This window comes from Kutzneria chonburiensis, assembly GCF_028622115.1.
In the GTDB taxonomy this organism is placed as follows: domain Bacteria; phylum Actinomycetota; class Actinomycetes; order Mycobacteriales; family Pseudonocardiaceae; genus Kutzneria; species Kutzneria chonburiensis.
Genome location: NZ_CP097263.1, coordinates 9,657,146 through 9,681,460, shown reverse-complemented (window position 1 = coordinate 9,681,460; position 24,315 = coordinate 9,657,146). Strand labels below are relative to the sequence as shown.

Annotated in this window: 21 protein-coding genes and 1 riboswitch; of the genes, 10 read left to right on the top strand and 11 right to left on the bottom strand. The window is 70.5% G+C overall.

The features are described from left to right. Positions 1-47 precede the first annotated feature (47 nt). Positions 48-863, top strand: coding sequence for a polysaccharide deacetylase family protein (locus M3Q35_RS44995; RefSeq protein ID WP_273938725.1), 816 nt, complete (start codon positions 48-50; stop codon positions 861-863). Here M3Q35_RS44995 and pnuC read toward each other — a convergent pair. The 3 genes from pnuC to M3Q35_RS44980 all read right to left on the bottom strand — a co-directional run bounded on the left by pnuC (position 833) and on the right by M3Q35_RS44980 (position 4,261). Next, positions 833-1,477, bottom strand: a complete 645-nt coding sequence (pnuC, locus tag M3Q35_RS44990) for a nicotinamide riboside transporter PnuC (protein ID WP_273938724.1) — start codon at positions 1,475-1,477, stop codon at positions 833-835. The two genes, M3Q35_RS44995 and pnuC, sit on opposite strands and share 31 nt — an antisense overlap. A gap of 63 nt (positions 1,478-1,540) precedes the next feature. Continuing rightward, positions 1,541-1,667: riboswitch (FMN riboswitch) on the bottom strand. Next, on the bottom strand, positions 1,646-2,497 hold the full coding sequence (locus tag M3Q35_RS44985) for a mechanosensitive ion channel family protein (RefSeq protein ID WP_273938723.1): 852 nt from the start codon (positions 2,495-2,497) through the stop codon (positions 1,646-1,648). Its footprint overlaps the riboswitch before it by 22 nt. A gap of 252 nt (positions 2,498-2,749) precedes the next feature. Further along, positions 2,750-4,261, bottom strand: coding sequence for an alpha/beta fold hydrolase (locus tag M3Q35_RS44980; protein WP_273938722.1), 1,512 nt, complete (start codon positions 4,259-4,261; stop codon positions 2,750-2,752). A 104-nt stretch (positions 4,262-4,365) separates the two neighbouring features. Between M3Q35_RS44980 and M3Q35_RS44975 the strand changes: the two genes are divergently transcribed. From M3Q35_RS44975 to M3Q35_RS44955, 5 genes are all read left to right on the top strand, one after another. Next, positions 4,366-5,550: a PucR family transcriptional regulator gene (locus M3Q35_RS44975; RefSeq protein WP_273938721.1), complete on the top strand. Its 1,185-nt coding sequence runs from the start codon at positions 4,366-4,368 to the stop codon at positions 5,548-5,550. Between the two features lie 271 nt (positions 5,551-5,821). Then, the gene (locus M3Q35_RS44970; RefSeq protein WP_273944712.1) at positions 5,822-6,757 is read left to right on the top strand and encodes an ACP S-malonyltransferase; all 936 of its coding nucleotides are present in this window, start codon (positions 5,822-5,824) and stop codon (positions 6,755-6,757) included. Further along, the gene (locus M3Q35_RS44965; protein WP_273938720.1) at positions 6,754-7,740 is read left to right on the top strand and encodes a beta-ketoacyl-ACP synthase III; all 987 of its coding nucleotides are present in this window, start codon (positions 6,754-6,756) and stop codon (positions 7,738-7,740) included. Before M3Q35_RS44970 ends, M3Q35_RS44965 begins: the two co-directional genes overlap by 4 nt. Positions 7,741-7,804: 64 nt before the next feature. After that, a complete protein-coding gene (locus M3Q35_RS44960) occupies positions 7,805-8,044 on the top strand; it encodes an acyl carrier protein (protein ID WP_273938719.1) in 240 nt (79 codons plus the stop codon). A gap of 38 nt (positions 8,045-8,082) precedes the next feature. After that, a complete protein-coding gene (locus M3Q35_RS44955) occupies positions 8,083-9,315 on the top strand; it encodes a beta-ketoacyl-[acyl-carrier-protein] synthase family protein (protein WP_273938718.1) in 1,233 nt (410 codons plus the stop codon). Positions 9,316-9,363: 48 nt separating this feature from the next. On the opposite strand, the gene M3Q35_RS44950 is transcribed toward M3Q35_RS44955, so the two are convergent. Both M3Q35_RS44950 and M3Q35_RS44945 read right to left on the bottom strand, forming a co-directional pair. Next, on the bottom strand, positions 9,364-9,951 hold the full coding sequence (locus tag M3Q35_RS44950) for a hypothetical protein (RefSeq protein WP_273938717.1): 588 nt from the start codon (positions 9,949-9,951) through the stop codon (positions 9,364-9,366). Between the two features lie 20 nt (positions 9,952-9,971). After that, a complete protein-coding gene (locus tag M3Q35_RS44945) occupies positions 9,972-10,475 on the bottom strand; it encodes a DUF3145 domain-containing protein (protein ID WP_273938716.1) in 504 nt (167 codons plus the stop codon). A 263-nt stretch (positions 10,476-10,738) separates the two neighbouring features. Between M3Q35_RS44945 and M3Q35_RS44940 the strand changes: the two genes are divergently transcribed. Further along, entirely contained in the window at positions 10,739-11,905 is a 1,167-nt protein-coding gene (locus M3Q35_RS44940; RefSeq protein WP_273938715.1) for a hypothetical protein, read from the top strand. Positions 11,906-12,075: 170 nt separating this feature from the next. Here the strand turns inward: M3Q35_RS44940 and M3Q35_RS44935 are convergent, their stop codons facing one another. From M3Q35_RS44935 to M3Q35_RS44915, 5 genes are all read right to left on the bottom strand, one after another. Beyond that, positions 12,076-13,479 carry a dihydrolipoyl dehydrogenase family protein gene (locus tag M3Q35_RS44935; RefSeq protein ID WP_273938714.1) on the bottom strand — a complete coding sequence of 468 codons (1,404 nt, stop codon included), beginning with the start codon at positions 13,477-13,479 and terminating at the stop codon, positions 12,076-12,078. A 102-nt stretch (positions 13,480-13,581) separates the two neighbouring features. After that, positions 13,582-14,580, bottom strand: coding sequence for a D-cysteine desulfhydrase family protein (locus M3Q35_RS44930; RefSeq protein WP_273938712.1), 999 nt, complete (start codon positions 14,578-14,580; stop codon positions 13,582-13,584). Between the two features lie 22 nt (positions 14,581-14,602). Continuing rightward, positions 14,603-15,241 (bottom strand): TetR/AcrR family transcriptional regulator, encoded by a 639-nt coding sequence (locus M3Q35_RS44925; RefSeq protein ID WP_273938710.1) that lies wholly within the window; start codon positions 15,239-15,241, stop codon positions 14,603-14,605. 289 nt (positions 15,242-15,530) lie between these two features. Then, entirely contained in the window at positions 15,531-17,129 is a 1,599-nt protein-coding gene (locus M3Q35_RS44920) for a S53 family peptidase (protein ID WP_273938709.1), read from the bottom strand. Between the two features lie 212 nt (positions 17,130-17,341). After that, on the bottom strand, positions 17,342-20,134 hold the full coding sequence (locus M3Q35_RS44915; protein ID WP_273938708.1) for a helix-turn-helix transcriptional regulator: 2,793 nt from the start codon (positions 20,132-20,134) through the stop codon (positions 17,342-17,344). 698 nt (positions 20,135-20,832) lie between these two features. Between M3Q35_RS44915 and M3Q35_RS44910 the strand changes: the two genes are divergently transcribed. From M3Q35_RS44910 to M3Q35_RS44900, 3 genes are all read left to right on the top strand, one after another. Continuing rightward, positions 20,833-21,504, top strand: coding sequence for a hypothetical protein (locus M3Q35_RS44910; RefSeq protein WP_273938706.1), 672 nt, complete (start codon positions 20,833-20,835; stop codon positions 21,502-21,504). A gap of 373 nt (positions 21,505-21,877) precedes the next feature. Then, the gene (locus M3Q35_RS44905) at positions 21,878-22,333 is read left to right on the top strand and encodes a MarR family winged helix-turn-helix transcriptional regulator (RefSeq protein ID WP_273938705.1); all 456 of its coding nucleotides are present in this window, start codon (positions 21,878-21,880) and stop codon (positions 22,331-22,333) included. A 386-nt stretch (positions 22,334-22,719) separates the two neighbouring features. Next, positions 22,720-23,232, top strand: coding sequence for an RNA polymerase sigma factor (locus M3Q35_RS44900; RefSeq protein WP_273938704.1), 513 nt, complete (start codon positions 22,720-22,722; stop codon positions 23,230-23,232). Between the two features lie 174 nt (positions 23,233-23,406). Here the strand turns inward: M3Q35_RS44900 and M3Q35_RS44895 are convergent, their stop codons facing one another. Beyond that, positions 23,407-24,168 (bottom strand): hypothetical protein, encoded by a 762-nt coding sequence (locus M3Q35_RS44895; RefSeq protein WP_273938703.1) that lies wholly within the window; start codon positions 24,166-24,168, stop codon positions 23,407-23,409. Positions 24,169-24,315 lie beyond the last annotated feature (147 nt).

The following is a 24,315-nucleotide window of genomic DNA, read 5'->3' as shown; positions in this document are numbered from 1 at the left end:
TCCACAGTTGGTCAGTCGAAGGTGTGAACGGGGCTAACCTGTTGCGCATGGTGACCGGACAGCCCTGGGAATGGCCGGAAACGGTCTGGCAGCAGCAAGTCGGCCGCGTGCGCGCAGGGCGCAGCCTGCGCCCGGACCGCTGGCCGCACGGCCGTCGGGCGGCGGTGGCGCTGTCCTTCGACTCCGACCACGAGACGATTCCGCTGCGGGACGGGGAGTTCAGCCCCTGCCAGCTGTCGCAGGGCGAGTACGGCAGCCGCGTTGCCGTGCCGAAGATCCTGAACCTGCTGGCCACGCACGGAATTCCGGCCACGTTCTTCGTGCCGGCGGTGTCGGCGCTGCTGCATCCGGCCGACATCGACGCGTACGTGCAGGGCGGGCACGAAGTCGCCCTTCACGGCTGGATCCACGAGCGCAACACCGCGCTGCCGCCTGGCGTTGAGCGCGAGCTTGCCTTCCGCGCTGCCGACACGCTCGAACGGCTGAGCGGCACCCGGCCGGTCGGGCTCCGCACGCCGTCCTGGGACTTCAGCGAAGACACCCTGGCGGTGATCCGTGAGCTCGGGCTGCGCTACGACTCATCGCTGATGGCCGACGACGACCATCCGCTGGGGGTGCACGCACCACCGCGAATTCGAGCCGCCAACCCGAAGTCGGCTCGGCCCCGCCCCTGCTTCGCACGGTTGCTGGATTTTTCGAGGTCCGCCACCCGACGCGCCCCACCACACAAGCCGATGCGGGCCTCGAAAAATCCAGCAAGGGCGAGGCAGGGCCCCAAAGGGGCCGAGCCCGCGCCGCCGGAGGCGGCGCCAATGTCACTGTGTGGTTCGCGTCACACGCTGGCGTTGCCGACTGGTGTCTGAGCCAGTGAGGCGCTGACCTTGGCGCTGCGGGTCCAGTCGCGCCAGCCCTTGATCACCAAGAACGTGAAGACGATGTAGACGCTGGCGCTGAAGTACAGGCCCGACGCGATCTGCAACGGCACGCCGATCGCGTCCACCAGCAGCCAGACCAGCCAGAACTCGACCAGACGCAGGCCTTGGGCGCCGTAGGCCACGGCCGTGCCGATGAAGATCGCGGCGTCCGGCCACGGGGCCCAGGAGGCGTCGGTGGCCTGGAGCAGCAGGGCCATGCCGACCGTGCCGACGACCAACACCGTGGCCAGCGCGCCCAGCTCCGGCCAGGTCGAGCGGCGGACCACCACGCCGTACTCGGCGTCGCGGCGGCGGGTCCAGGCCCACCAGCCGTATCCCGAGATGGCGAGCACGATGACCTGGCGCAGGGCCAGTCCGCCCAGGTGGGCCGAGGTGTAGACGGAGAAGAGCAGGATGGCCGCGGCGATCTGCACGGGCCAGGTCCACAGCGTGCGCCGCTGGGCCAGGAACACCACCGCCACCGCGCCGATCTGGCCCAGCAGCTCCGCGAACGAGATGTGTTCGCCCAGCAGCGTCAGTCCGTGCTCCAGCAACCAGTTCACCTGGTCAGCCCCTTCCGGCTTCGGTCCGGGGCCTTTGTTCGGGCGCACGCCAACGGCAGGCGTGGTGCGCGCCTCTCATCCGGACTGTCACCGTCGGCCCTGGAATCTCACCAGGTCGGCCACCCCCTTGCGGGGGCGGTTCGCGGGCTGTACCGCCGGTCTGGAGTTTCACCAGGCCCCGGAGCGCACTTCTCCTCTCTGGAGAACATATGCCCCGGGGCCGGGTATTCCGCAGGGATTTAGGTCACTCCGGCTGGGACTGATCCGGGCGGGGAAACCCTCGGCCGGCGTCGGCGTCTCCGAGCCCGGAGGCTGGTTCCGCTCCCAGGGCGCGCCCTGGGTCGACGGGTTCGTCGGCTGCGTCGCCACTTCGGCCTGGGCCCTGGTCAGCCACTGCTCCCACCGTGACTGCATCGGCCGGACCATGCCGCCGCCAACACCGACCACCAGGATGCCGCCGACCGTGCCCAGCGCGAAGATCAGGATCGGTTCGGTCACCGTGGTCGCGATGCCCAGCTGGTTGAGCGCCGCGATGATGCCCAGCGCCAGCAGGAAGGCGTACGTGACCGTGCCCAGCAGCCGGCCGTACTGACGGCCGGCCAGCGCGCCCGTGATCAGGTTGCGGACCACCCGCGCGATCGCCGAGGCGATCAGCACCAGGATGATCGCCACCACCACTCGTGGCAGGTAGGCGATGACCTGGTTGAGCAGGTCGCTCACCGGGTTGCCCGCGCCGAACACCGCGAACGCGTAGTTCAGCGCGATCAGCAGCACGAAGTAGAAGACCAGCTGCACGATCAGCTTGCCCGCGTCCACCGGCGATTTCGGGCCGCCGAGCCCCGACCGCTCGACCAGCCGGCCGAAGCCGACCTTGTTGAGCAGGATTTCCACGGCCTTCGACAGCGCCTTGGCCACCAGCCAACCGACCAGCAGCACCAGTAGGAAGCCCAGCAGCTTGGGCACGAACGTGGTGATCAGCGCCCACGCGTCGCCCAGCCCCTGACTGAGTTGATCGCCCATTGCCGAATGGTTTCGCAGTGTCCAGTGTGGAGCAACTCGACACGGTTGGCCCGAAAGGGGATTCGCGTGGCGCCGAGGCCCGGCGTGATCCACAGTGGACACACCGGTGGGGACCGGGGAGAGGGAGGCCGCCCAGCGCTCGGCGCGGGCGGCCTCCGGCATACCCACCCCCGCGAGTCCCGCCCACAGTCACACCGAACGTGTGAAACGGATTCAGCATTTCGGTGTGACGCTGAGCGGGACTCGCGGGGGTTAGAAGGGGGCCAGGGCGGAGAGGTAGCCGGTCACGGACTGGCCGAGGGTGGCGGCGCGGGTGGGAGACGGGGCCGCGTCGGCGGGGACGGACGGGCGGGGCGAGCCGGGACAGACCGACGAGCTGTCGGGGAGCACGCCGTCGAGGAAGTAGCGGTTGATCTTCTCGGTCACGCAGGGGTTGCTGGCGTACAGGCCATGGATGCCCTCGTCGGAAACGGTGATGAGGTTGTCACGGAGACGCTGCGCCATGGCGGGACCGCCGGCGTACGCGGTCTGAGTGTCACCCTCGGCCTGGACGACGACGCCGACGGGATAGCCGGTGCGGGACAAGGGAACGGGCGGGGAGGCGGGAGAGAAGGAGCGGTAGGTGCACGTGGTGGGGGCAGCGCGAAGAACGCCGTAGCCGTAAGGGAAAGAAGAACGGTAGACGCGCATGTCCTGGTAATAGGTCGAAAGGTCCGAAGGCCAATCGGCCTCGCAGGTGACGGTGTCGAAGACGCCGGCCTTCATGGTGGAGAGGCCCCGCTGAGCCAAGGCGAGGCCGGCGTCGACGGCGTCGGCGACGGAAGCCCCGGAACGGACAGAAGCGAGGACCTGGGCAAGATCCGACCACAAAGGACGGTAGCGGGCACCCTCGCCGACGGTGCCGTCGAGCACGCTGCGGTTGAACTTGCCGACCGGAGACTTGGCCACGGCGCCGGCGATCTGCTCGACGGACGCCAACACGGCGTCCCGGCCGACACCGAGACCGAAGGCGCCGTTGCGGTCGCCGACCCACGTGGCCCAAGCGTCCACATCAGACCGATATGCCGCGGCCTGCTCCAGGAACTGCTGCCGCCAGATCCACTCGGGATGCACGGCCGAGTCCAGAACGGACAGGTTCAGCCGGTCGGGGAACAGGCTGCCGTACACGGCCCCGAGATAGGTCCCGTACGAATAGCCCAGGTAATTGATCTTCGCAACACCGAGCGCCTCACGGATCTGGTCCATGTCGTACGCGGTGTCCCGGGTGTTGACGAACGGCCGGATGCCACCGCCGGCATGCGCGCAGGCGTCCTCGGACTGACGGGCATCGGCAGCCCACAAAGCGAACTGGTCATCCGTGGGACGGGAATCCAACGACGCCAGGCCAAGAGGTTTCAAGCACTGCAAGGCGGTCGAGGCCCCGACACCACGGGGGTCGAAGCCGATCAGGTCGTAGTACTGCCCCAACGGGGTGTGGTCGGCGATGTAGCGCGGCATGGACAGCCCGCTGCCGCCGGGACCGCCGGGATTGATCAGCAGAACTCCCTTGCGGTGCAAGGAATCGGACGCCTGACGACGGCTGACGACCACGGCGATCGATCCCTGCGAGGGATTCGCGTGGTCGAGGGGAACGGAAAGCGTGGTGCATTCGAGTGCGGCGAGCGCGCCGGGGCACGGGGCCCACACGACCCGCTCCGCGTGCGCCGGTGTGACCAGCGCGAACACGGTGAGCAGGCTGAGCGCGACGGGCAGCAGTCTTCGCAAGACGACCTCCTCCAAGGCTACGACCCCACCGAACATAGGGGCGATTTCCCGGCACGAGCCGGTTGTTCCTTCGTACGGGTGGGTGGCGTGCGAAGCTGGGAACCATGAGTGAACTGGCGTGGGACTCGCTGTCCGCGGAGACGCTGCGCCGGCTCGAGCACGCGTCGGGCCGGCTGGCCACCGGCACGATCGGCGAGATGGAGGACCGGCTGCCGTGGTTCCGGCGGCTGCCGGCCGACCAGCGGGCCAGCGTGCTGATGGTCACCCAGACCGGGGTCGCCGGCTTCGTGTCCTGGCTGCGGGACAACAAGCAGGCGATCCGGCTGACCGCGGAGGCGTTCCGCTCGGCCCCCAAGGACATGTCACGCTGGGTGAGCCTGCGCCAGACGGTGGAGCTGGTCCGGGTGGCGCTCGAGGTCTTCGAGCGCATGCTGCCGGAGATCGCCGCCGACGAGAAGGAGCGAGCCCAGCTCACCGAGGCGGTCCTGCGCTACGGCCGGGAGATCGCCTTCGCCGCGGCCACCTCCTACGCCGCCGCGGCCGAGGCCCGTGGCGCCTGGGACGCCCGGCTGGAGGCGCTGATCGTGGACGGCATCGTCCGTGGTGACGCCGAGGAGTCGCTGCTGTCCCGGGCGTCGGCCCTTGGCTGGCAGCAGACGGCCGAGGCGACGGTGCTGGTCGGCAACCCGATGTCGACCGAGCCGACGCGGGTGGTGTTCGACGTGCGCAGCCGCGCGGCCCGCATCCACCGGCCGGTGCTGCTGAGCGTGCAGGGCTCGCGGCTGGTGGTCGTGCTGGGCGGCTCCGATGACGAGAGCCACGAGGTGCTGCCGAAGATGGCCGAGGCGTTCGGGCCGGGCCCGGTGGTCGTCGGCCCGACGGTCGACAGCATCGCCGAGGCGCACCGCAGCGCCTCGGACGCGTTGTCCGGGCTGCGCGCCGTGGTCGGCTGGCCGACCGCTCCCCGCCCGGTGCGATCGCTGGACCTGCTGCCGGAGCGGGCGCTGGCCGGCGACCCGGAGGCGGAGTGGCAGCTGATCGACCGCATCGCCCGTCCGCTCGAGGAGGCCACCGGCGGCCTGATGGCCACGGTCGACGCCTTCCTCGAGACCGGTGGCGTGCTCGAGGCGTGCGCCCGCAACCTGTTCGTGCACCCCAACACCGTGCGCTACCGGCTCAAACGGGTCTCCGAGCTGACCGGCCGCAACGCCAACGACCCCCGCGACGCCCTCGTGCTGCGGATCGCCCTCACCGTCGGCCGCCTGGCCAAGGCCCGCGGCCTGTGGTGATCAGCGCATGATCAACGCGCAATTCCTCCACTCCGAGTGCTGGAATGCCCCCTTCCAAGCATCGGGGGGTTGACAGTGGGCGGGGGCTGGAGTAGGCCGACCGGCGTAGCGGCAAGATCGGGGAGTGAGGAGCGCCTCAGCGGTCCAGTGCGACGGCCTCGACAACCCAGCCGGCCGCTCAGTGGACATATTCCGGCAACCTTTGGAGGGTTTCTACAACGCTGACCACCGGACTTCGTCGGTGGCGACATCACATGACGCCGCCGCGACCGTGTTCAGTGGGCGGGTGATCGCGCTCCTAGCCCCCGGACAGGGGTCCCAGGCCCCCGGCATGCTCGCACCGTGGCTCGAGCTGGACGGCGTGGCTGAGCTGGTCGGCGGCTGGTCCGAGACCATCGGCCTGGACCTGGCCCGGCTCGGCACCACGGCCGACGCCGAGGAGATCAAGGACACCGCCGTCACGCAGCCCCTGATCGTGGCGCAGACGCTGGTCGCCTTCCGCGAGTTGCAGCGTCGCGTCACGGTGCCGAACGCGGCCCCGGTCGCCGGCCACTCCATCGGCGAGCTGGCCGCCGCCGCGATCGCCGGCGTGCTGTCCATGGACGACGCGGTGGCGCTGGCCGCGGTGCGCGGCCGGGCGATGGCCGACGCATGCGCGCTGGAGCCGACCGGCATGGCGGCGGTGATGGGCGGCGAGGCCGACGAGCTGCTGGCCCGTCTCGACGAGTACGGCCTGGTTCCGGCCAACCGCAACGGCGCCGGCCAGACGGTGGCCGCGGGCTCGCTGACCGCGTTGCAGAAGCTGGCCGACGAGCGGCCGGCCGGCACCAAGGTCATCATGCTGAAGGTCGCGGGCGCCTTCCACACCCACTACATGGACCCGGCGCGGGACACGCTGCGGGAGCGGGCCGTCGGCGTGAAGACCGCCGACCCGATCCGGCCGCTGCTGTCCAATGCGGACGGTTCCGTCGTGACCAGCGGCCCGGAGATGCTGGGCCGGCTGGTCGCCCAGGTGACCCTGCCGGTGCGCTGGGACCTGTGCATGGACACGCTGGCCCGCGCCGGCGTGACGACCACCATCGAACTGGCCCCGGGCGGCGCGCTCACCGGTCTGGTCAAGCGGCAGCTCAAGGGCGTCGTGACCAACCCGATCGCGGTCAAGACCCCGGCGGACCTGGACAAGGCAGTGGAGGCGGTGTCCGCATGAGTGAGCGACCCGGATTGATCGGTCGCACCGGGCCGGCCGGCACGCGGCTGCTGGGTTTCGGCAGCGCGCAGGGCAACCGGACCGTCACCAACGACGACATCGCGGCGATGGGCGTCGACACCAACGACGAGTGGATCCGCCAGCGCGTCGGCATCATCGAGCGCCGGCTGGCCGACCCGGACCAGTCGCTGGTGGACATGGCCGTCGAGGCCGGCGCCAAGGCGCTGGCCGACTCGGGCGTGACGGCCGGCCAGATCGACACGGTCCTGGTGGCCACCTGCACCATGCCGGGCAACATCCCCAACGCCGCCGCGCAGACCGCGGACCGGATCGGCGTGCGGTCGCCGGCCGCGTTCGACCTGAACGCCGCGTGCGCCGGCTTCCCGTACTCGCTGACCGTGGCCAGCGACATGATCCGCGGCGGCAGCGCCGAGCGGGTGCTGGTGATCGGGGCCGAGCGGTTCACCGACTGGGTGGACTGGTCCGACCGCGGCAACTGCATCATCTTCGCCGACGGCGCGGGCGCCTGCGTTGTCGGCCCGGCCGACGAGCCGCTGATCGCGCCGGCCGTGCTGGGCAGCTCCGGCGACCTGGTCGACATGATCGGGCTGACCGAGAACGGCCACATCTTCCAGGAGGGCCAGTCGGTCTTCCGCTGGGCCACCACGCAGATCGCGCCGATCGCCGAGCGCGCGGTCGAGGCGGCCGGCGTGAAGCTGTCCGACATCGACGTGCTGGTGCCGCACCAGGCCAACCTGCGCATCGTCGAGCACATCGCCAAGAAGCTGCGGGCGCGCGGCGCCCGTGAGGACATGGTGGTGGCCGACGACATCGTGCACTCGGGCAACACCTCGTCGGCCTCGATCCCGATGGCCATCGACCACATGCGGGCCGACGGCCGGATCTCCAGCGGCGACATGATGCTGCTGGTCGGCTTCGGCGCCGGGCTGTCCTACTCCGGCCAGGTGGCCATCTGCCCGTGACGGGCCGACACGCTTCCGGCGGCGCGGCCGCGCCGCCGGGATTCACTACGAAAGGAACGACAAGGTGGAGAACGAGGAGATCCGCGCCGGCCTGGCCGAGATCGTCGAAGAGGTCGCCGGTGTCGCCGTGGACGACGTGACGGTGGAGAAGTCGTTCGTGGACGACCTGGACATCGACTCGCTGTCCATGGTCGAGATCGCGGTGCAGGCCGAGGACAAGTTCGGCGTCAAGATCCCGGACGACGAGCTGGCCAACCTGAAGACCGTGGGCGACGCGGTGACCTACATCGCGAGCCACGCCTGAGCTGTCGTAGAACGAAACGCTTGTAGAGCGGAGGCGCAGTGAGCTCTGTCGACGTCGTCGTCACCGGTGTCGGCGCGACGACCCCTCTGGGCGGGGACGTCGCGTCCACCTGGGACGGCCTGCTCGCCGGCCGCAGCGGGGTGTCGACCCTGGACGCGGACTGGGTGCACAAGTACGAGCTGCCGGTGCAGATCGCCGCGCAGCTCAAGGTAGAACCCACCGAGATCCTGCCGAGGGTCGAGGCCCGGCGGCTGGACCGCAGCGAGCAGGTCGCGATGGTGGCGTCCCGGCAGGCCTACGCCGACGCCGGCCTCGATGAGAACGCCGTCGACCCGGAGCGGCTCGCGGTGATCATCGGCACCGGCATCGGCGGCGCGCTCACTCTGCTCGCGCAGGACGACCTGCTGGAGACGGCCGGCCTGCGCAAGGTGTCTCCGCTGACGGTGCCGATGCTCATGCCCAACGGCCCGGCGGCGCACGTCGGGCTGTGGGCCAAGGCCCGCGCCGGGGTGCACGCCCCGGTGTCGGCCTGTGCCTCCGGCGCCGAGGCGATCGCCTGGGCGTACCGGATGATCCGCAGCGGCGAGGCCGACGTGATCATCGCGGGCGGCGCCGAGGCGTGCATCACCGGCATCACCATGGCCGGCTTCGCGCAGGCCCGGACCATGTCGACCCGCAACAACGAGCCGGAGAAGGCGTCGCGGCCGTTCGACGGCGAGCGCGACGGCTTCGTGCTCGGCGAGGGCGCCGGCGTCGTGGTGCTGGAGCGGGCCGACCACGCCAAGGCTCGTGGGGCCAAGGTCTACGGCCGGCTGGCCGGCATCGGCACCAGCTCCGACGCGCACCACATCACCGCGCCCGACCCGGAGGGCGAGGGCCAGCGGCGGGCCATCCAGGCGGCCATGCGCAGCGGCGAGCTGTCGGCCGAGGACATCGGCCACGTGAACTGCCACGCCACCTCCACCCCGGTCGGCGACACGATCGAGTCGATCGCCATCCACCGGGCGATCGGCGACCACCCGCTGCTCACCGCGGCCAAGGGCTCGCTCGGGCACCTGCTCGGGGCGTCCGGCGCGGTGGCGGCGATCGCGACCGTGCTGTCGGTGCGGGACGGCGTGATCCCGCCGACCGCGAACCTGGAGAACCCGGACCCGGCCGTGCTGCACGAGGTCGTGGCCGGCCAGCCGCGCAAGGTCGAGCTGACGGCGGCCATCACCGACTCGTTCGGCTTCGGCGGCCACAACGTGGCGCTGGCCTTCACCAAGGCCTGATCCCCGTAGCGAAGAAGGCCCTTCCCGCCACGGCGGGAAGGGCCTTTCTCATGTGCCGCAGGCGTGCGGCGCGATGCTGGGCTTGCCGATCCGGAAGACGCCGTTGATGCTCACCATCGGCCAGATCATGTTCCAGCGGACGCAGGTGGCCTTGAGCTCGTCCGGCGCGTCGGCCAGGTCCTGGTAGCTGGTGAACGAGCCGAACACGTCCGCGCCCTGCTCGGTGTCCTCGATCCGGTAGATGTGCATGTCCTTGTCGACGGTGGACTTGTAGCCGTTGCGCCAGTACGACTCGGTCTGGCCCCCGGCCTCCGGCGTCATGGTCTGCTGCCACTTCTTGTAGTCGCGCTTGTTGATGGCGTTGAAGTAGTTCTGGATCGCCCGCTGGACCTGGTCGGCGTCGGGGTCGGCCTTGGCGAACTCCGTGAAGTACACCGACTCGGTGTCGTCGGGGTGCCCGGTGTCCGTGGTCGGCCCGGACGGCGCGGACGCCGGCGGCTTGGTGTCCACCGGTTTGGACGTGGCGTAGAGCTGGCGGGCGATCAGGCCGCCCACCAGCGCGCACACGGCGATGAGCAGCGTGATCGGGATCAGCCAGGTCAACGTCGACCGGTTGGGCGAAGCCTGCGGGGTCACACGATCGAGGGTGCCACGAGTCAGCCCACCCGGTGCAACCAGGTCACCGGCGCGCCGTCGCCGGCCCGCCGGAACGGCTCCAGCGCGTCGTCCCACGGCTTGCCCAGCAGCCCGTCGATGCCGTGCGCGAAGGACTCGCCCGTTCTCGCCTTGGCGGCCAGCGCACGCAGCTGGTCCTCGGCCACCACGATGTCGCCGTTGGCCGCGGCGCGGGCGTGCCAGAGCCCGATGCCGGGGGCGAAGCAGAACCGCTCGCCGTCCACGCCGGGGCTGGGGTCCTCGGTCACCTCGAACCGGATCATCGGCCAGGCCTTGAGCGCGCCGGAAAGCTGCGCGCCGGTGCCCGGGTCGCCGGTCCACGCGCATTCCGCGCGCAACTGGCCGGGCGCGGCCGGCTGCGCCGACCAGCGCAGGTCGGCCCGGACCCCGAGGGTGCCCGAGATGGCCCACTCGACGTGCGGACAGACCGCAGACGGCGACGAGTGGACGTACACCACGCCACTGGTCTTGCCACGGTTGTTCACTGCTGACCTCCGCACCTGCCGAGGGACGTCTTCCCCTACGCCCTCACACGTGCCGTGACCACCAGCGGATCAAGCCGATGCGCCATTCTGCCCTGTATCCGGGACCGGCCGCCACCGCAACCGGCACATCCCGGGTCAGAGATCACCCGGCCGAGGGGGCACCGACACGGGTGACCTCGCTCACAGGACGCGACATGGCGTCACCATCGGGGCCGGTTACCGTTGTGCGTTCGGGTTCCGCAGCAGCTGGGGAGGTGGGCGCCGTGCGCCTGGTGCGACTGGGCGACGCGCAGTCCGCGGTCGCCGCCGACGTGAAGGCGGCGCTGGCGTCGTGGGGCGGCGGCGACGCCGTGCTCGGCGGCGTCGCGCTGGCCGGCTACCTGCCGCCGGGCCGGTCCCGGCCGGTGGACACGGTGTTGGTGCTGCCCAACGCCGTCGTGGTGGTGGCCGGCGTCGACCTGCCGGACCCGGCGATGCGGCTGGACGCGCCGGTCGCCGGCCAGTGGAAGATCGACGGCTGGCCGCTCGTCGGCCCGGATCCGACCGTCAATCCGGCGGCCGAGGCGGTCGGCGCGGCCGAGGCCGTGGCCGAGGCGGTCCGCGACACCGGCTTACCCGTTCGGCTGGTCGTGGCCGTCGGCCCTTACGTCGGTCAGGTGACACAGCCGCAGCTGGACCTGGATCGCGGCATCCGGGTGCTGCACCCGATGCCCACAACCCTGTTGGGCGCCGTGCGGGACGTGGCTGTGGGTGCGCCGATGCTGACCGCCGAGCAGGCCGGTGGGTTACTCATTCATCTGTCCCCGGACGAGCGCTTCACCACCGCCGAGTTGTTGGCCGAGGGCTTCTCCGCCCTGAAGCCCGCGCCGGTCGAGCCGCCGGCCAAGAAGAAGCGCCGTTGGCTCCCCATCGGGGCCGCCGCGTTGATCGGCACCCTCGCCGTCGGCAGCATCGTCGCCGCCCTCACCAGCGGCGGCTCCGCCCCCGCCGCGCCGCAGGCGTCCGGCGGCTACACCAGGGTCGACGGTGTCGACGACGGCAGCCGTTGCGCCGACCACGCGTACGGGGACGTGCAGGTGTGGCTGGGCCAGAACCAGTGCGTGGACCTTCGGCGTTGGAACTACCGCGCCGAGAACGCCGGCCAGCCGGCTGGCATCGCCGTCGCCGAGATCCGCTTCGCCACCGCCGATCCGGCCGCGCAGTTCCAGACGTTGGCCGAGCAGCCCGGCGCCGGCGGCATCACCGAGCTGCTCAAGGACCGCCCTTGGCCCGGCGGCCCGACCACCTTCGACCGGGCCGCGTTCGCCAGCAACCGCTCCGGCGGCACCGTCCGCCTCGTCGAGACCGTCTGGATCGGACGCCCCAGCACCACCGACGACCCCACCCTCCAGTCCATCGCCAAGCACACCCTGAACCTGGCCCTGTCCTGATGTCAGGAAGGGCCCCTTACTGACGTTGAACGCCAGGATCGGTCCCTTGATCTTGCCGGCGGTGTCAGGAAGGGGTCCTTCCTGACGTTCAACGCGAGGATCGGTCCCTTGATCTTGGGTCGGAGGCTGTCGGCCTCTACTCGGAGTTTGGGAATGGTCCGTTCACAGCTTCAGAGGCCGTAGGCCTCCAGCAGGCGGAGCCAGACCTCGCTGATCGTCGGGTACGAGGGCACGGCGTGCCAGAGGCGGTGCAGGGGCACCTCGCCGACGATGGCGACGGTGGCGGAGTGCAGGAGCTCGGCGACGTCCTGGCCGACGAAGGTGACACCGACGAGCACCTGGCGCTGCTCGTCGACGACCATGCGGGCCTTGCCGCGGTAGCCGTCGGCGTGCACGGACGAACCGGCGACGGCGATGTCCAGGTCGACGACGCGGATGTCGATGCCGGCGGCGGAGGCCTGGGCGGCGCTGAGGCCGACGGAGGCAACCTCGGGGTCGGTGAAGACGACGGCCGGCACTGAGGCGTGGTCGGCGGTGGCGGTGTACTGGCTCCACGGCGGCGTCTCGACCGGGCCCTTGGCCCGAGCGGCGATCACGTCGCCGACGACGCGGGCGGCGTACTTGCCCTGGTGGGTGAGCAGCGCCCGGCCGGTGACGTCGCCGGCGGCGTACAGCCACTGACCGTCCACCCCGGACACCTGCCCGGAGTCGTCGACGTGCAGCTTCTCGCCGGGCTTGAGGCCGACGGTCTCGACGCCGATGCCCTCCGTCGCGGGACGGCGGCCGGTGGCGACGAGCAGCTCGTCGGCGGTGAGCACGGTGCCGTCGGACAGGCCGAGGGAAATCTCGCCGTTGGTACGGGAGACCCGAACGGCCTTGGCGCCGGCGTGGATGCGGACGCCGTCCTCACGCAGGCCATCGGCCACGAGCTCGCCGGCGATGGGCTCCAGTCGAGGCAGCGGCAGCTCGCTCGTGATCACCAGGTCCACCTCGGACCCGAGGCGTCGCCACGCCTGCGCCAGCTCGACGCCGACCACGCCGCCGCCGAGCACGATCAGCCGTCCCGGCACAGCCTTGGCCGAGGTGGCGTCGCGGGACGTCCACACCCTCGTGTCGGCAATACCTTCCAGCGGAGGGATCACCGGCACACTGCCGGTGCAGACGGCGACGGCCTGACGGGCGGTCAGCGTCCGGTCCCCGACCACGACGCGGCGCTCGCCGTCCAACCGGGCGAAGCCGCGGATCACGGTGATGCCGGCGCCCTCGGCCCACTGGATCTGCCCGGCGTCGTCCCAGTTGGACGTGAAGTAGGTGCGGCGCTCCAACACCTTGGCCGCGTCCAGGTGCTCGCCGACCGGCACGCCGGGCAGCCGCCGGGCGGCGGCCAGCGCATGGCCGGGCCGCAGCAGAGCCTTGCTCGGCATGCACGCCCAGTACGAGCACTCGCCGCCGACCAGCTCGTGCTCGATCAGGGCCGCGGTCAGCCCGCCGCGCACCGCCCGGGCGGCGACGTTCTCGCCGACCGCGCCGGCGCCGATCACGATCACGTCGAAGGTATCTGTCACGCCCGCCACCTCACACCACGAGCCATTCCCGAGCAAGCCGGACCCGGCCAACCGTGCGCTTGGAAGGGGGCCTTCCTGCACTCGGAGTGGAGGAAGGCCCCCTTCCAAGCGTTAGTTGGCCAGATGTGTGGTGGCTTCCGGGGTGTAGGCGAAGAGGCCGGGGAGGCCGCCGGTGTGCAGGAACAACACCGTCTCGGAGGTGCCGATGGAGCCGTCCTCGATCAGGGACACCATGCCGGCGGCGGCCTTGGCCGAGTAGACGGGGTCCAAGGTGATCGCCTCGGTCGAGCCGAACAGCGAGATCGTCCGCCACACATCCTCGGTCGGCAGGCCGTAACCGGGACCGAGGGTGCGGTCGGTGATGCGGACGCGGTCCAGCGGCGGCGGCGCGATGTCCAGCAGCGCGGCGGTCTCGTCGATGATCGGCAGCAGCACCTGCCGCGCGGCCTCGGCCGGGCGGGACACGGCGATCAGGTCGACGTCGATCTCCCAGCCGAAAGCGGCCGCACCGACCACCAATCCGGCGGCGGTGCCGGCGCTGGCCAGCGGCGCGACCAGGCGCGTCGGCCACACGCCGGTGTCACCGAACTGCTCGATGAGTTCGGCGACCGCGGCCACATAGCCGAGTGCCCCTACGCCGGTGGAGCCACCGACCGGAATCGAGGCCACGTTTCCGTGACGGGCCAACAACTCCTCGTGACGGGCCGCGGCTTCCTCGTCGGTGTCGACCAGGTGCACGGTCGCGCCGTACACGTGGTCGAGCAGGATGTTGCCGGACCGCTCGTACGCCTCGCCCTCGCGCGGCACGGACCGCGTCAGCACCAGGTCGCACGGCAGCCCGAGGCGCGCGCACGCGGCCGCGGTCAGCCGGCCGTGGTTGGTCTGCACCGCACCGAAGGTGACCACCCGCTCGGCGCCGTCACGCAGGGCGGCGCCCAGCAGGAACTCGAGTTTCCGCAGCTTGTTGCCGCCGACGCCGAGCAGGCTCACGTCGTCCCGCTTGACCACGACCGCCGGCCCGAGCCGGCCCGACAGCCGTGGGCACGGCTGGAGCGGCGATGGCCACTGTCCCAACTGGATCCGAGGGAAGCTCGAAAGGTCGGTGGCCATCCGCGCGCGGGTCCTCTCGCCGTCAGCTCTTCTCGAGCGCCTTGGCCAACAGCGTAGTCATGACTTCCTGTGCTGTCCCGACCACTTGGCGTCGCTGCCGGCTGGGCACCCGGTCGGCCATCTGCAGCAGTGACCCGCCGGATTCCACCGCGGCGAGGAACGCCAGCCGGTAGCCCGCGCCCTTGCGCACCTTGTAGCGCGTGGCGAACAGGGCGCCGAGTCGGTCGGCGACCATGCGCCGGTGGTCGGCTTCCGGGTCCTCGAGGTGGTTGTCGAGCACTTCTGCGAACCGGACGCGCCCGAAACTGGCGTCCTGTTTGCGCATGCGCTCGTGCACCGCCAGTACCCCGGCCACAGCCTGGCGCCAATCATCCGGCGCCGCTGTGAAGTACTCCTCGACCTCGGTGAGGAACTTGTCGGTGCTGCGCAGCGCGAGCGCCCGCACCACCGACCGCTTGTCGGGGAAGTACTGGTAGAAGGACCCGATGGGAATGCCCGCGGACTCCGCGATGCGCGCCGTCGTGATCGAGTCGTAGTCCCGCTCGGCCAACAGCGCCTCGCACGCGTCGAGGATCGCGGTCACGGTGGCCGCTCCCCTTGCCTGCACGGGCTGTCTGCGCATCAGCAGGGCAAGTCTGCTGTTCGTGTGGTCGTCCTGCACGCGGAACATGGTGCGACAGAAGTGGCCGTTTCACGCAGTGTTCGGAGCAAACACTCAGCGGACTGCCAGGTTCGGTAGGGGCCGAATGAAAGCGTTCTCCCTCTGACCTGGCAAAACGCGAAAACGGCACATGTGAGGGGTCATCACCCATGCGGCCGAGTAACGCTCACGCTCTGGCAAGGGGTTGGCAACACGGCGTGATCACGGCGGCGCCCCGCCCGGCGGGAGGCCGGACGGGGCGCGTCGAAATTTCCAGATGGCGACCAGATCGCCGGGTACTGCTTGCGGTCTACTGGATGCCGGCCGTGAGGATCTTGCCCGTGTCCGGCGAGCCGATGCCGGTCACCAGGTCGAATCCGCTGCCCGCCCGGTAGGCGCCGTTGCTGCCGCTGGTGATGTCGTGGAAGTTGGTCTTGGCCAGCCCGTACAGCTTGGCGTTGGCCGAGCCCAGTCCGGTCTTGCCCTTGGCCGCGGCGGCCTGGTTGTAGACCGCGGCGACGCCGGCCCAGATCGGGGCCGCGCCGGACGTGCCGTACACCGAAGTCCACTGCCCCTGGGTGTAGACGGAAATGCCCGTAGGTCCACCCTGGGCGGAAACATCGGGCACCTGGCGCTTGTTGCTCGTGCCGATCTTCACACCGCTCTGGAACGACGGCAGCGCGAACACCGAGGAATAGCCGCCGCCCGAGCCGTTCCAGCCGGTCTCGCTCTTCCACGTGGTGGTGGTCGAAGTGGACAGGTTGGTGCCGCCGACACCGGTCACGTTCGGGTCGCTGGCCGGGTAGTCGACGGTGGTGCTGCCGTCGCCGTTGTCGTCCGAGCCGTCGTCACCCGAGGCGGCGAAGAAGCTCTGGCCCTGCGCCGCGCCCTGCTTGAAGACGTTGCTCACGGCCTGGATGCCGGCGGTGGTGCGGCCCTTCTCGGACAGGCCCCAGCTGATCGAGGTGACCGAGATCTTGCTGGCCACGATGGCGTTGGCCAGGTCGACCTCGCCCTGATCGGTGTTGGGCGCCTCGAACACCGTGATGGCGGCCTTGGGCGCGATCGCTTGAATCGCTTCGATGTCCAGCTCGACTTCGACCTGGCCGTCGCCGAGCGGGCCGGAGCCGCCGGACACCTGCTGCACCTTGGGCGTGGGCGAGCCGGTGTTGTAGTTGCTGTCGTACTTGGCGATGTTGGACTGCTGGAAGCCGTCGAACTCCCACAGTGCGACCGTTTGGCCGGATCCGTTGTACGTGGACGAAACGTCGTAGGCGCCCTTGAGCTGAGTGGGCGTGAAGCCGCCGCCCGGGCCGGCGTGGGGGTCGACCCTGGTGTGGTGCACGCGGATCTGTCGGTTGTTCAGACCGGCCACGTCGAGCACGGTGCCGGCCAGGTCGGCCGGCAGCGTCGGGGCCGAGGTGTTGGCGTAGAAGGGACGATCCGTCTTGCCGTCACGGTAGTTGGCCAGCGTGGTGCCGAACGCCTTCTGCACCGCCGCGGCCGGGCCGCTGGCGTCGACCGTGAGGTGGTTGGCGCTGACCGAGTCGATCGACAGGCCCTGTCCGCGCAGGTATTCCTTCACCCGCGTGACCTGGTCGTCGGTCGGGCCGAAGCGGGCGGTGAACTGCTCCGGCGTGAGGAAGTGGCCGTACTGCGGCGAATGCGGGTCGTTCACCGCGGCGATGGTGCGGTCCAGTTCCGTGCCGTTGCGCAGGTTCAGGCTGACCGCGACCGACACCCGCTGCTGCGCCGGCAGTTCGCCCAGTGACCGGGCCTGGTTCAGGCCGCTCACCGCATCGGACTGGAGCGCCACTCGCGGCTGCGGGGCGGCCAGCGCGGTCGGGGCCGCCACCGCGGCGATGGCAAGCGGCGCAACCAGCGCGCCGATGATCCTCAACGTCTTCACTGTGGTCTCCCAGGGGCAGGATCGGGACTCACCAAACGCTATTGGTCGACCACCCTCAGTGAAACCGAGGAAACCCTTGCCCGGCCCCACAACCCCCGTGAGTCCCGCTCTGGGGCACACCGAAACACGCTCTCGAGCAGAACTGAGCCCCGCGGCTCGGTTCTGCTCGAAACCGGAATTCACTGTGTCTGAGAGCGGGACTCGCGGGGGTGCTAGACGGCCTGGCTGCGGAGGGGTTCGGGCTCGGGTTGGCGGGCAGCCGGCACCGGGACCGGGACGTCCATCGCGCGCACCAACTCGGTGCGTGACCGCACGCCTACTTTGCGATAGATCCTCGACAATGTGGCCTCGACCGTCTTCACGCTGATGAACAACACCGCGGCCACCTCACGGTTGGTGGATCCGGCACGAACCAGCTCGGCAACTCGTTGCTCGGCAACGGTGAGCGCCACGGTGTGGTCGGCCCGGGACTGCGCGCCGGCCCGGTCGAGCTCGTCACGGACACGCTCGGCCCACGGCGTGGCGGAGATCGCCGCACAGATCTCGTACGCCTCCGACAACGCGGCCCGGGCGGCGGCCCGCCGGCGGCAACGGCGTTCGACACCGGCGAGGGCGATGAGCGTACGGGCCCGGTCCAGACCGACCTGACCATCGGCGATGTCCCGCAAGCGCGCGACGCCGTCGCTGGGCAGACCGGAGGCGACGGCCAGCAGCGCGGCCGACCGCTCCAGGTTGGCCATCACCGTGTGCCGGCCGAAGTCGAGGGCCTGCTTGGAAGTCTGGCCGATCAGCTCACGGGCGTCCTCGAGCGCCCCGGTGGCCACCAGCGCCTCGGCCAGATCGGCCTGCCAGCGCACGACGGCCGGGTCACGGATGTCCATGCGGCGGCCGATCTCGCCGACCCGGCACAGGGTCTCGACCGCGGCCGGCGCGTCGCCGGTGGTGAGCTGAACCTGGCCCAGCACGGCCAAGTTCCGCATGAGGTAGAGCTGATCGCCGACGGCCGCCGACTCGCGGGCGCCACGCTCGGCGTACTCCGCGGCCGCCTCGACGCTGCCGCCGTTGGTCTCGGCCAACGCGGCCACGTACAGCGCGGGCGGGCAGCTGACGCCGGCCTCGGAGAACAGGGTCATGGCCCGCCGCGCGGTCTCCACGGCCCGGCGGCACTGCCCGGCCCGGGACTGCACCTCGGCCAGCGTGACCATGATCGCGACGGTGTCCTCGACCGCCGCGGTCTCCTCCACCTTGCGCAGCAACGACAACAGCCGCCGCTCGGCCCGCTGGAGCTCGTCGTCGTGCAGCTCGACCACGGCCTGGTGCCGTTCCAGCTCCCACGACTCGGCGTGCGGATCACGTTCGACGATTTCGATCGCCCGGGCCACGGTCTCCCGCGCGGCCGGATCTCCGCGCAGGGATTGCAGGTGTGCCAATCGGGTCAGCGCGCGCACGGCGGTCGCCGTGTCGCCGGCCTCGGTGGCCAGTTCGGCCGAGCGGGCGGCCTGCACCGCCGCCTCCACGGTGTCGCCGCCGAGCAACGCCCGGCCGGCCAGCCACATTCGCAGCGGCGCTTCCAGCTCGGGATCGCCGGCGGCGTCGGCCAGCCCGTCGTCGATCAACGGGCCGAGGTCGTGCAGCGCCTGCCCGGCGTTGCGCAGCAAGACAAGCCGGGCCCGCACCCGCAGCCGCGGGCAGCGCGCGTCGGCCAGCACCGACTCGGCGGCGGTCCGTGCCTCGGCCCGCAGACCGGCGTCGCAGGCGTGTTCGGCCGCGACCAGCCGCCGCTCGGCACGGATCTGCTGGCTGTCCCACGGGGTTCGGTCCGCGGCCATCGCCGCCAGCTCGGCCGCGGTCACGGGGGCGCCGCGCCGACGGGCCGACGCCGCGGCGGCCATCAGGGTCGCGGCGACCGACTCGTCCTCATGGGGTTTGGCCAACGCGAGGTGCCGGGCCCGCTCCACCGGCTCGGTGACCACGTCGGCCAGCCGGGCGTGCGCGTCGATGCGGCGGTGCGAGGCGGCCTCGGCGTAGATGGCCGCTCGGATGAGCGGATGTCTGAACCGGACGATGCCCTCGTCGTCGGCCACGGCCAGATCACAGAGCTCGGCCGCGACCAGATCCGCGGCCGCGTCGGGACGTCCGGCGGCGCGCAGCAGAGTCAGGCTCGGCCGGGTGGCGGCGCTGGCCACCAGCAGGGTGGCCTGGGCCCGTTCGGTCAGCTCGCCCAGCCGGTCCAGCAGCAGCGCGCGCAGCCGTCGCGGCACCGGCAGCGGCCGGCCCGGGCTCTCCGGCACGCCCGAGCGCAGCACCGCGCGGCCCAGTTCCAAGGCGTAGAAGGGATTGCCGTCGGCCAGCTGGTGGATCTGCGACACCGAGCCGTGCGGCAGCAGAACCCCGTTGTCGCGCAGCAACAATCGGGCCACGTCGCGCGGAGTCAGCGGCGGCACCGGCAGTTCGGCCACGTCCGGCGGGCACAGGCTGCGGTGCAGCGGCTGCTCGCCGTCCGGCACCCGCTCGGCGGCCAGCACCCGCAGCCGGTCGCCGGTCAGCCGGCGGGCCACGAAGGCCAGCACCTCGGCGCTCGGCCGGTCCACCCACTGGAGATCATCGATCACCAGCAGCACCGGGCCGGGATCGGACAGCAGCTGGAGGACCTGGAGCACGGCCAGCCGCACACCGAGCCGACTCTGGTCAGACGTCGGGTGCTCGCCGCGCAGCAGCGCCGCGTCCAACGCTGCCCGCAGGGGTGGCGGCAGCGTCGCGAGCACGTCGTCGGCGACGTCCACGAGCAGGTCGATCAGGCAGACGAACGGAAGTCTTCGATCCGACTCGGCCGGCGCGCAGCGCAGCACCGTGTCGCCGCGGGCCTCTCGCTCGTCGGCGAGCGCACCCAGCAGCGTCGACTTGCCGATGCCGGCGGGGCCGCAGAACAGCACGCTGCCGCCCGCCAGCAGGTTCCGTGCCGAGCGCAGGAGCTCGCCACGTCCAACCGGGCCAGGATCATTCATGTGTGGTACCTCAACCGCAGGGCAGAGTTGGTACTCCACCATTCTGATCGGCCACACACCGGTATTCCAACCGCGTATTCGTGTGAGCCGCTAGGCAGTACGGCCTACGACTTTCGTCGGTAGTCCACCAATTCGGACGCGCGTCTCTTGCCTGGTCAGACGATCAGCGCGGACAGCGCAACACGCCGGACACAACGCAGTCACACACGTGGTTCGCGATGGCGGTCATGGCTCCAACAACACCGAACCGGTCACCATTTGTCAACGCAGTCCCACTCGCCGGAAGCCGTATTTCCGGCTGGTACCGACCGGTCGCGTCCGGCCCGGCCGAACACATCATCGGCCCGGGCGATGCCGAAGGGGACGCACCACCGTGCTGTCGGTGCGTGACCACTCGTGACCGGAATTCCGTCTGCCGGACCGGGTTCAGCCGAGTTCGACCACGTTGCGTGATCATGGTCACGCATCCCTTTGCGCCTCCCGAGTGATGCGGGAACAAGACCACTGCCCGTACCGTTGTAGGAAGCGGTTGGCCAGTACGTGTCCCCCGGGCCGCATCTGAAACCACGGGTACGGAATACCGTTCGGCTGGAGCCGTACTGCGTAACTCGCCGAGAGGCGACCTACTGGTCGACCGCTACCGTGACGGGCGGGGTGTCTTCGGACGCCCCGCCCGTTCGCACGTCAGGATGCCTCTCGTGACCCAAGCCGAGATGCCCGCGTGGCGCCGGGAGACGCAGACCGAGCAGCGCTGGGCGGTGGCCAGCGCGATCGCGGTGGCGCTGGCCCTCCAGCTGCCGCTGCCGCAGACCATGACGTTCCTGCCGATCTGGCTCCTGCCGGCGCTGACCTTCGCGCTCATGGTGGCGCTGCTGATCGCCAATCCGGGACGGATCAGCAAGCACAGCGTGGCCGAGCGGCGGGTCGGGCTGACGGTCGGCTTCCTGGTCAGCGCGGCCAACGCGCTCAACGGCGTGCAGCTGATCCGGCACATCCTGGACGGCACCATCGGCGACAACGCGGTCGAGCTGCTGGCCACCGGCGCGGACATCTACGTCACCAACATCATCGTGTTCGCGCTCTGGTACTGGGAGTTCGACCGCGGCGGGCCGGGGCCGCGGGCGATGGGCGTGCGGGAGTACCCGGACTTCCTGTTCCCGCAGATGGCCAGCCCGGACATGGCGCCGAAGGACTGGGAGCCCTGGTACGTGGACTACCTGTACCTGTCGTTCACCAACGCCACCGCGTTCAGCCCGACCGACGTGCTGCCGATGCGCCCCTGGGCCAAGCTGGCGATGATGGCCCAGTCGATCGTGTCGCTGGTGATCGTGGTGCTGGTGGTGGCTCGGGCGGTCAACGTTCTTCACTAGCTCCGTGCGCGGACAGCACAGCGACCCCGGGAAAGCACGGAGCCCCCGTCAAGGACGGGGGCTCCGGTTTTCCCGTCACCAGGGGGAGGGGTGACGGGAGGTCTGTGTTGTTCGATCTGGCACCAGCCTAGGGCATCCGGCGCAGAGAGCAACCCCCGGGGCCGGGAATCCTGACGATCGGCCATCGAAAAGCTACCCCGGGGGCGGCCCGGCTGCGCGCAAGTGCGCGGAAAGCCTTTGTTTCGACAGACACCATGCACATCTCTTCACGGGGTGGCCGGCGTTAGCCGAATGTGATCAAGACCACAGTCGATCTCCATCCCGCGCCACTTCGTGGGGATGCCCCAACATGGGTAATCCGTACAATGGGGGCATGGGCACCCCGGACCGCACCGCTGCATTGGCGCTACCGGAACGGATGCTGCGCCTACCCAGCTTCCTGGTGGTGCACCTGGCCAAGCAATGGCGCCGACTGGCTGTCGCCCGATTCGAGCACGATCTGCGCGCCCAGCACCTGATGATCCTGGCCTCGCTGGAGGACCACGGCGCGTCGTCGCAGAAGGAGATCAGCGAGCGGCTGGGCATCGACGCCAGCGATCTCGTGGCGCTGCTGGACGACCTGGAGAAGGCCGGGCTGGCCAATCGCAAGCGGGACGAGCGGGACCGGCGCCGCTACGCCGTGATGCCGACCCCGGCCGGCGCGAAGGCGCTGCGGCAGCGGCTGATCGACGTGGAGCGGATGAACGCGGAGATGCTCGCGCCGCTGACGGCCGAGGAACAGGACGAGTTGCACCGACTGCTGCTCAAGCTGTTCGAGAGCTACCGCTGAGGAAATCCGGGCAATCATCACCGGATATTCATCTCTGGATATAAGGATGGGCTGGCACGGTCCCTGCCACCGCGCCAGCCCACCGGTCAGGCAACCGGCGTGGTCCCTGCCACCACACCGGACACCTGGTTCTGGGGAACTTGTCGTTCCATCGGGTCTACGCTCGGCGCACCGGCGGACTCACCAAACGTCACCCGAAAGGGTGAGCAAGCGGCCGGACCGCCCCTTTGTCACGTGACGTAGATAACGGCCTACCGGCAGTGACAGCAAACGTTGTTACACCGTAGACACAAGCAGGGCGCACAGTGCCGTGCGCCACGGGAGATTTTTTCGCGAACGTCAATGAATTCGCAACTTCTTCCTGTTGTGCCTACGAGAGGACGGCAATGCGACAGCACCCACCGGGCCAGACCGCAGAGGTCCCGGCCCGGTTCTGGGAGGAGTGCGCCAAGGTCCGACCGCAACTGGTCGGCATCGCGGCACGGCACACCGCGGGCAGCGGGCAGGCGGAGGACATAGTCCACGACGCCCTGCTGCGCGCCGCGCACTTCTCCGAGCTGGACCTGGACCGCCTGCACCCCTTCCTGGTCACCGTCGTGAAGCGGCTGTGCGTCGACGAAGCCCGCCGCCGCAGCACGGCCACCCGGGCCCATTCGCACACCAAGCTCGACCCGCTGGCCGACGCCGACCCGGCCGAGCTCACCTGCGACCGGGCCGAGGCCGACTGGGTCGCCTCCACCCTCCCCCGGCTCACCGCCTACGAGCGGGAGTTGGTGGCTTTAGTGGCCAACGGGCATCCGCACAGCGATATCGCCCGCATGCTCGGCACCACGCCAGGAGCCACCCAGACCGCCATCACCCGGGTCCGCGGCAAGATCAAGTCCTGGGCCAACGCCTGACAACCGCCGAAACGCCACATGCGCTTCCCATGTGGCGTTCAGACGCAAGTAGGAAGCGCACGTGGCACATCGCGCTCCCGGCTCACCGCCGAAACGCCACATGCGCTTCCTATGTGGCACCAGGGCTCACACAGGAAGCGCATGTGGCGTAGCTCGGGGGTAGCGCGGCGAGGCTCAGTAGCCGCCGGTGCCGCCACCGGAGTTGCCGTAGCCCCCGTTGTTGTTGCCGTTGGGGTCGGTGCCGGTGCCGCTGCCCGGGTTCGCGGCGGGCGGCGGGGCCTGCTCCGGCACGGTCGGGGCCGGCGGCGGCGTGGCCGGCACGCAGGTCAGGTTCTTCTTGCCGGCCGAGTCGATGACCCACCAGGTGTTGCCGACGGCCTGGCCGGCCCACTTGCCCGGCTCCTTCTCGTTGGAGAAGTTGTACAGCGGCCAGCCGGCCAGCGTCACCTGCATGGTGCCGTCGGGGCGGGCGACCGTGCCGACCAGCGACGGGTCGACGCCGGAGATCACCGGGGTGCCGTTGGTCAGCACCGGCGGCCAGATCAGGGCGCACTTGTCGACGCAGTTCGACTTGGGCGGGTTGGCGGTGTCCTTGTCGAACCGGTACAGCACGAAGCCCTTGCCGTCCTCGATGACCGAGCCCATCTTGGGGATGGTGGTCGAGGACAGCTGGGCCGGGCCGAGCGCGTTGGCGCCGGGCGCGCCGGCCTGGCCGGCCTGGTTCGCGCCGGTGGGCGCGGCCGGGCTGCCGGTGGCCGGGGTGGACGAGGACGGGTCACCCAGCTGCACGGTGACCGGGGACTGGGCGGCGGCGTTCGTCACCGTGCCGGGAGCCGACTGGTTGGCCCCGAGCTCCTGGATACCGAGCCAGGTCAGTGCGGTCACGGCGGTCAGGCCGCTGGCGATACCGATCGCGATACGACGGCCTCGTGTCACGAGAAGCCTCCGGGGGTAGGAAGTGTTCCTTGCTGCCCACGATTACGACGGCCACCCACGAGCGGTTCACCGGTCCCGGGAGAAAGATCGGTCACGGGCGGTGATGTTCACCCGGCCGTGACCGACTCCCAGGTTCCTCCAAGGATG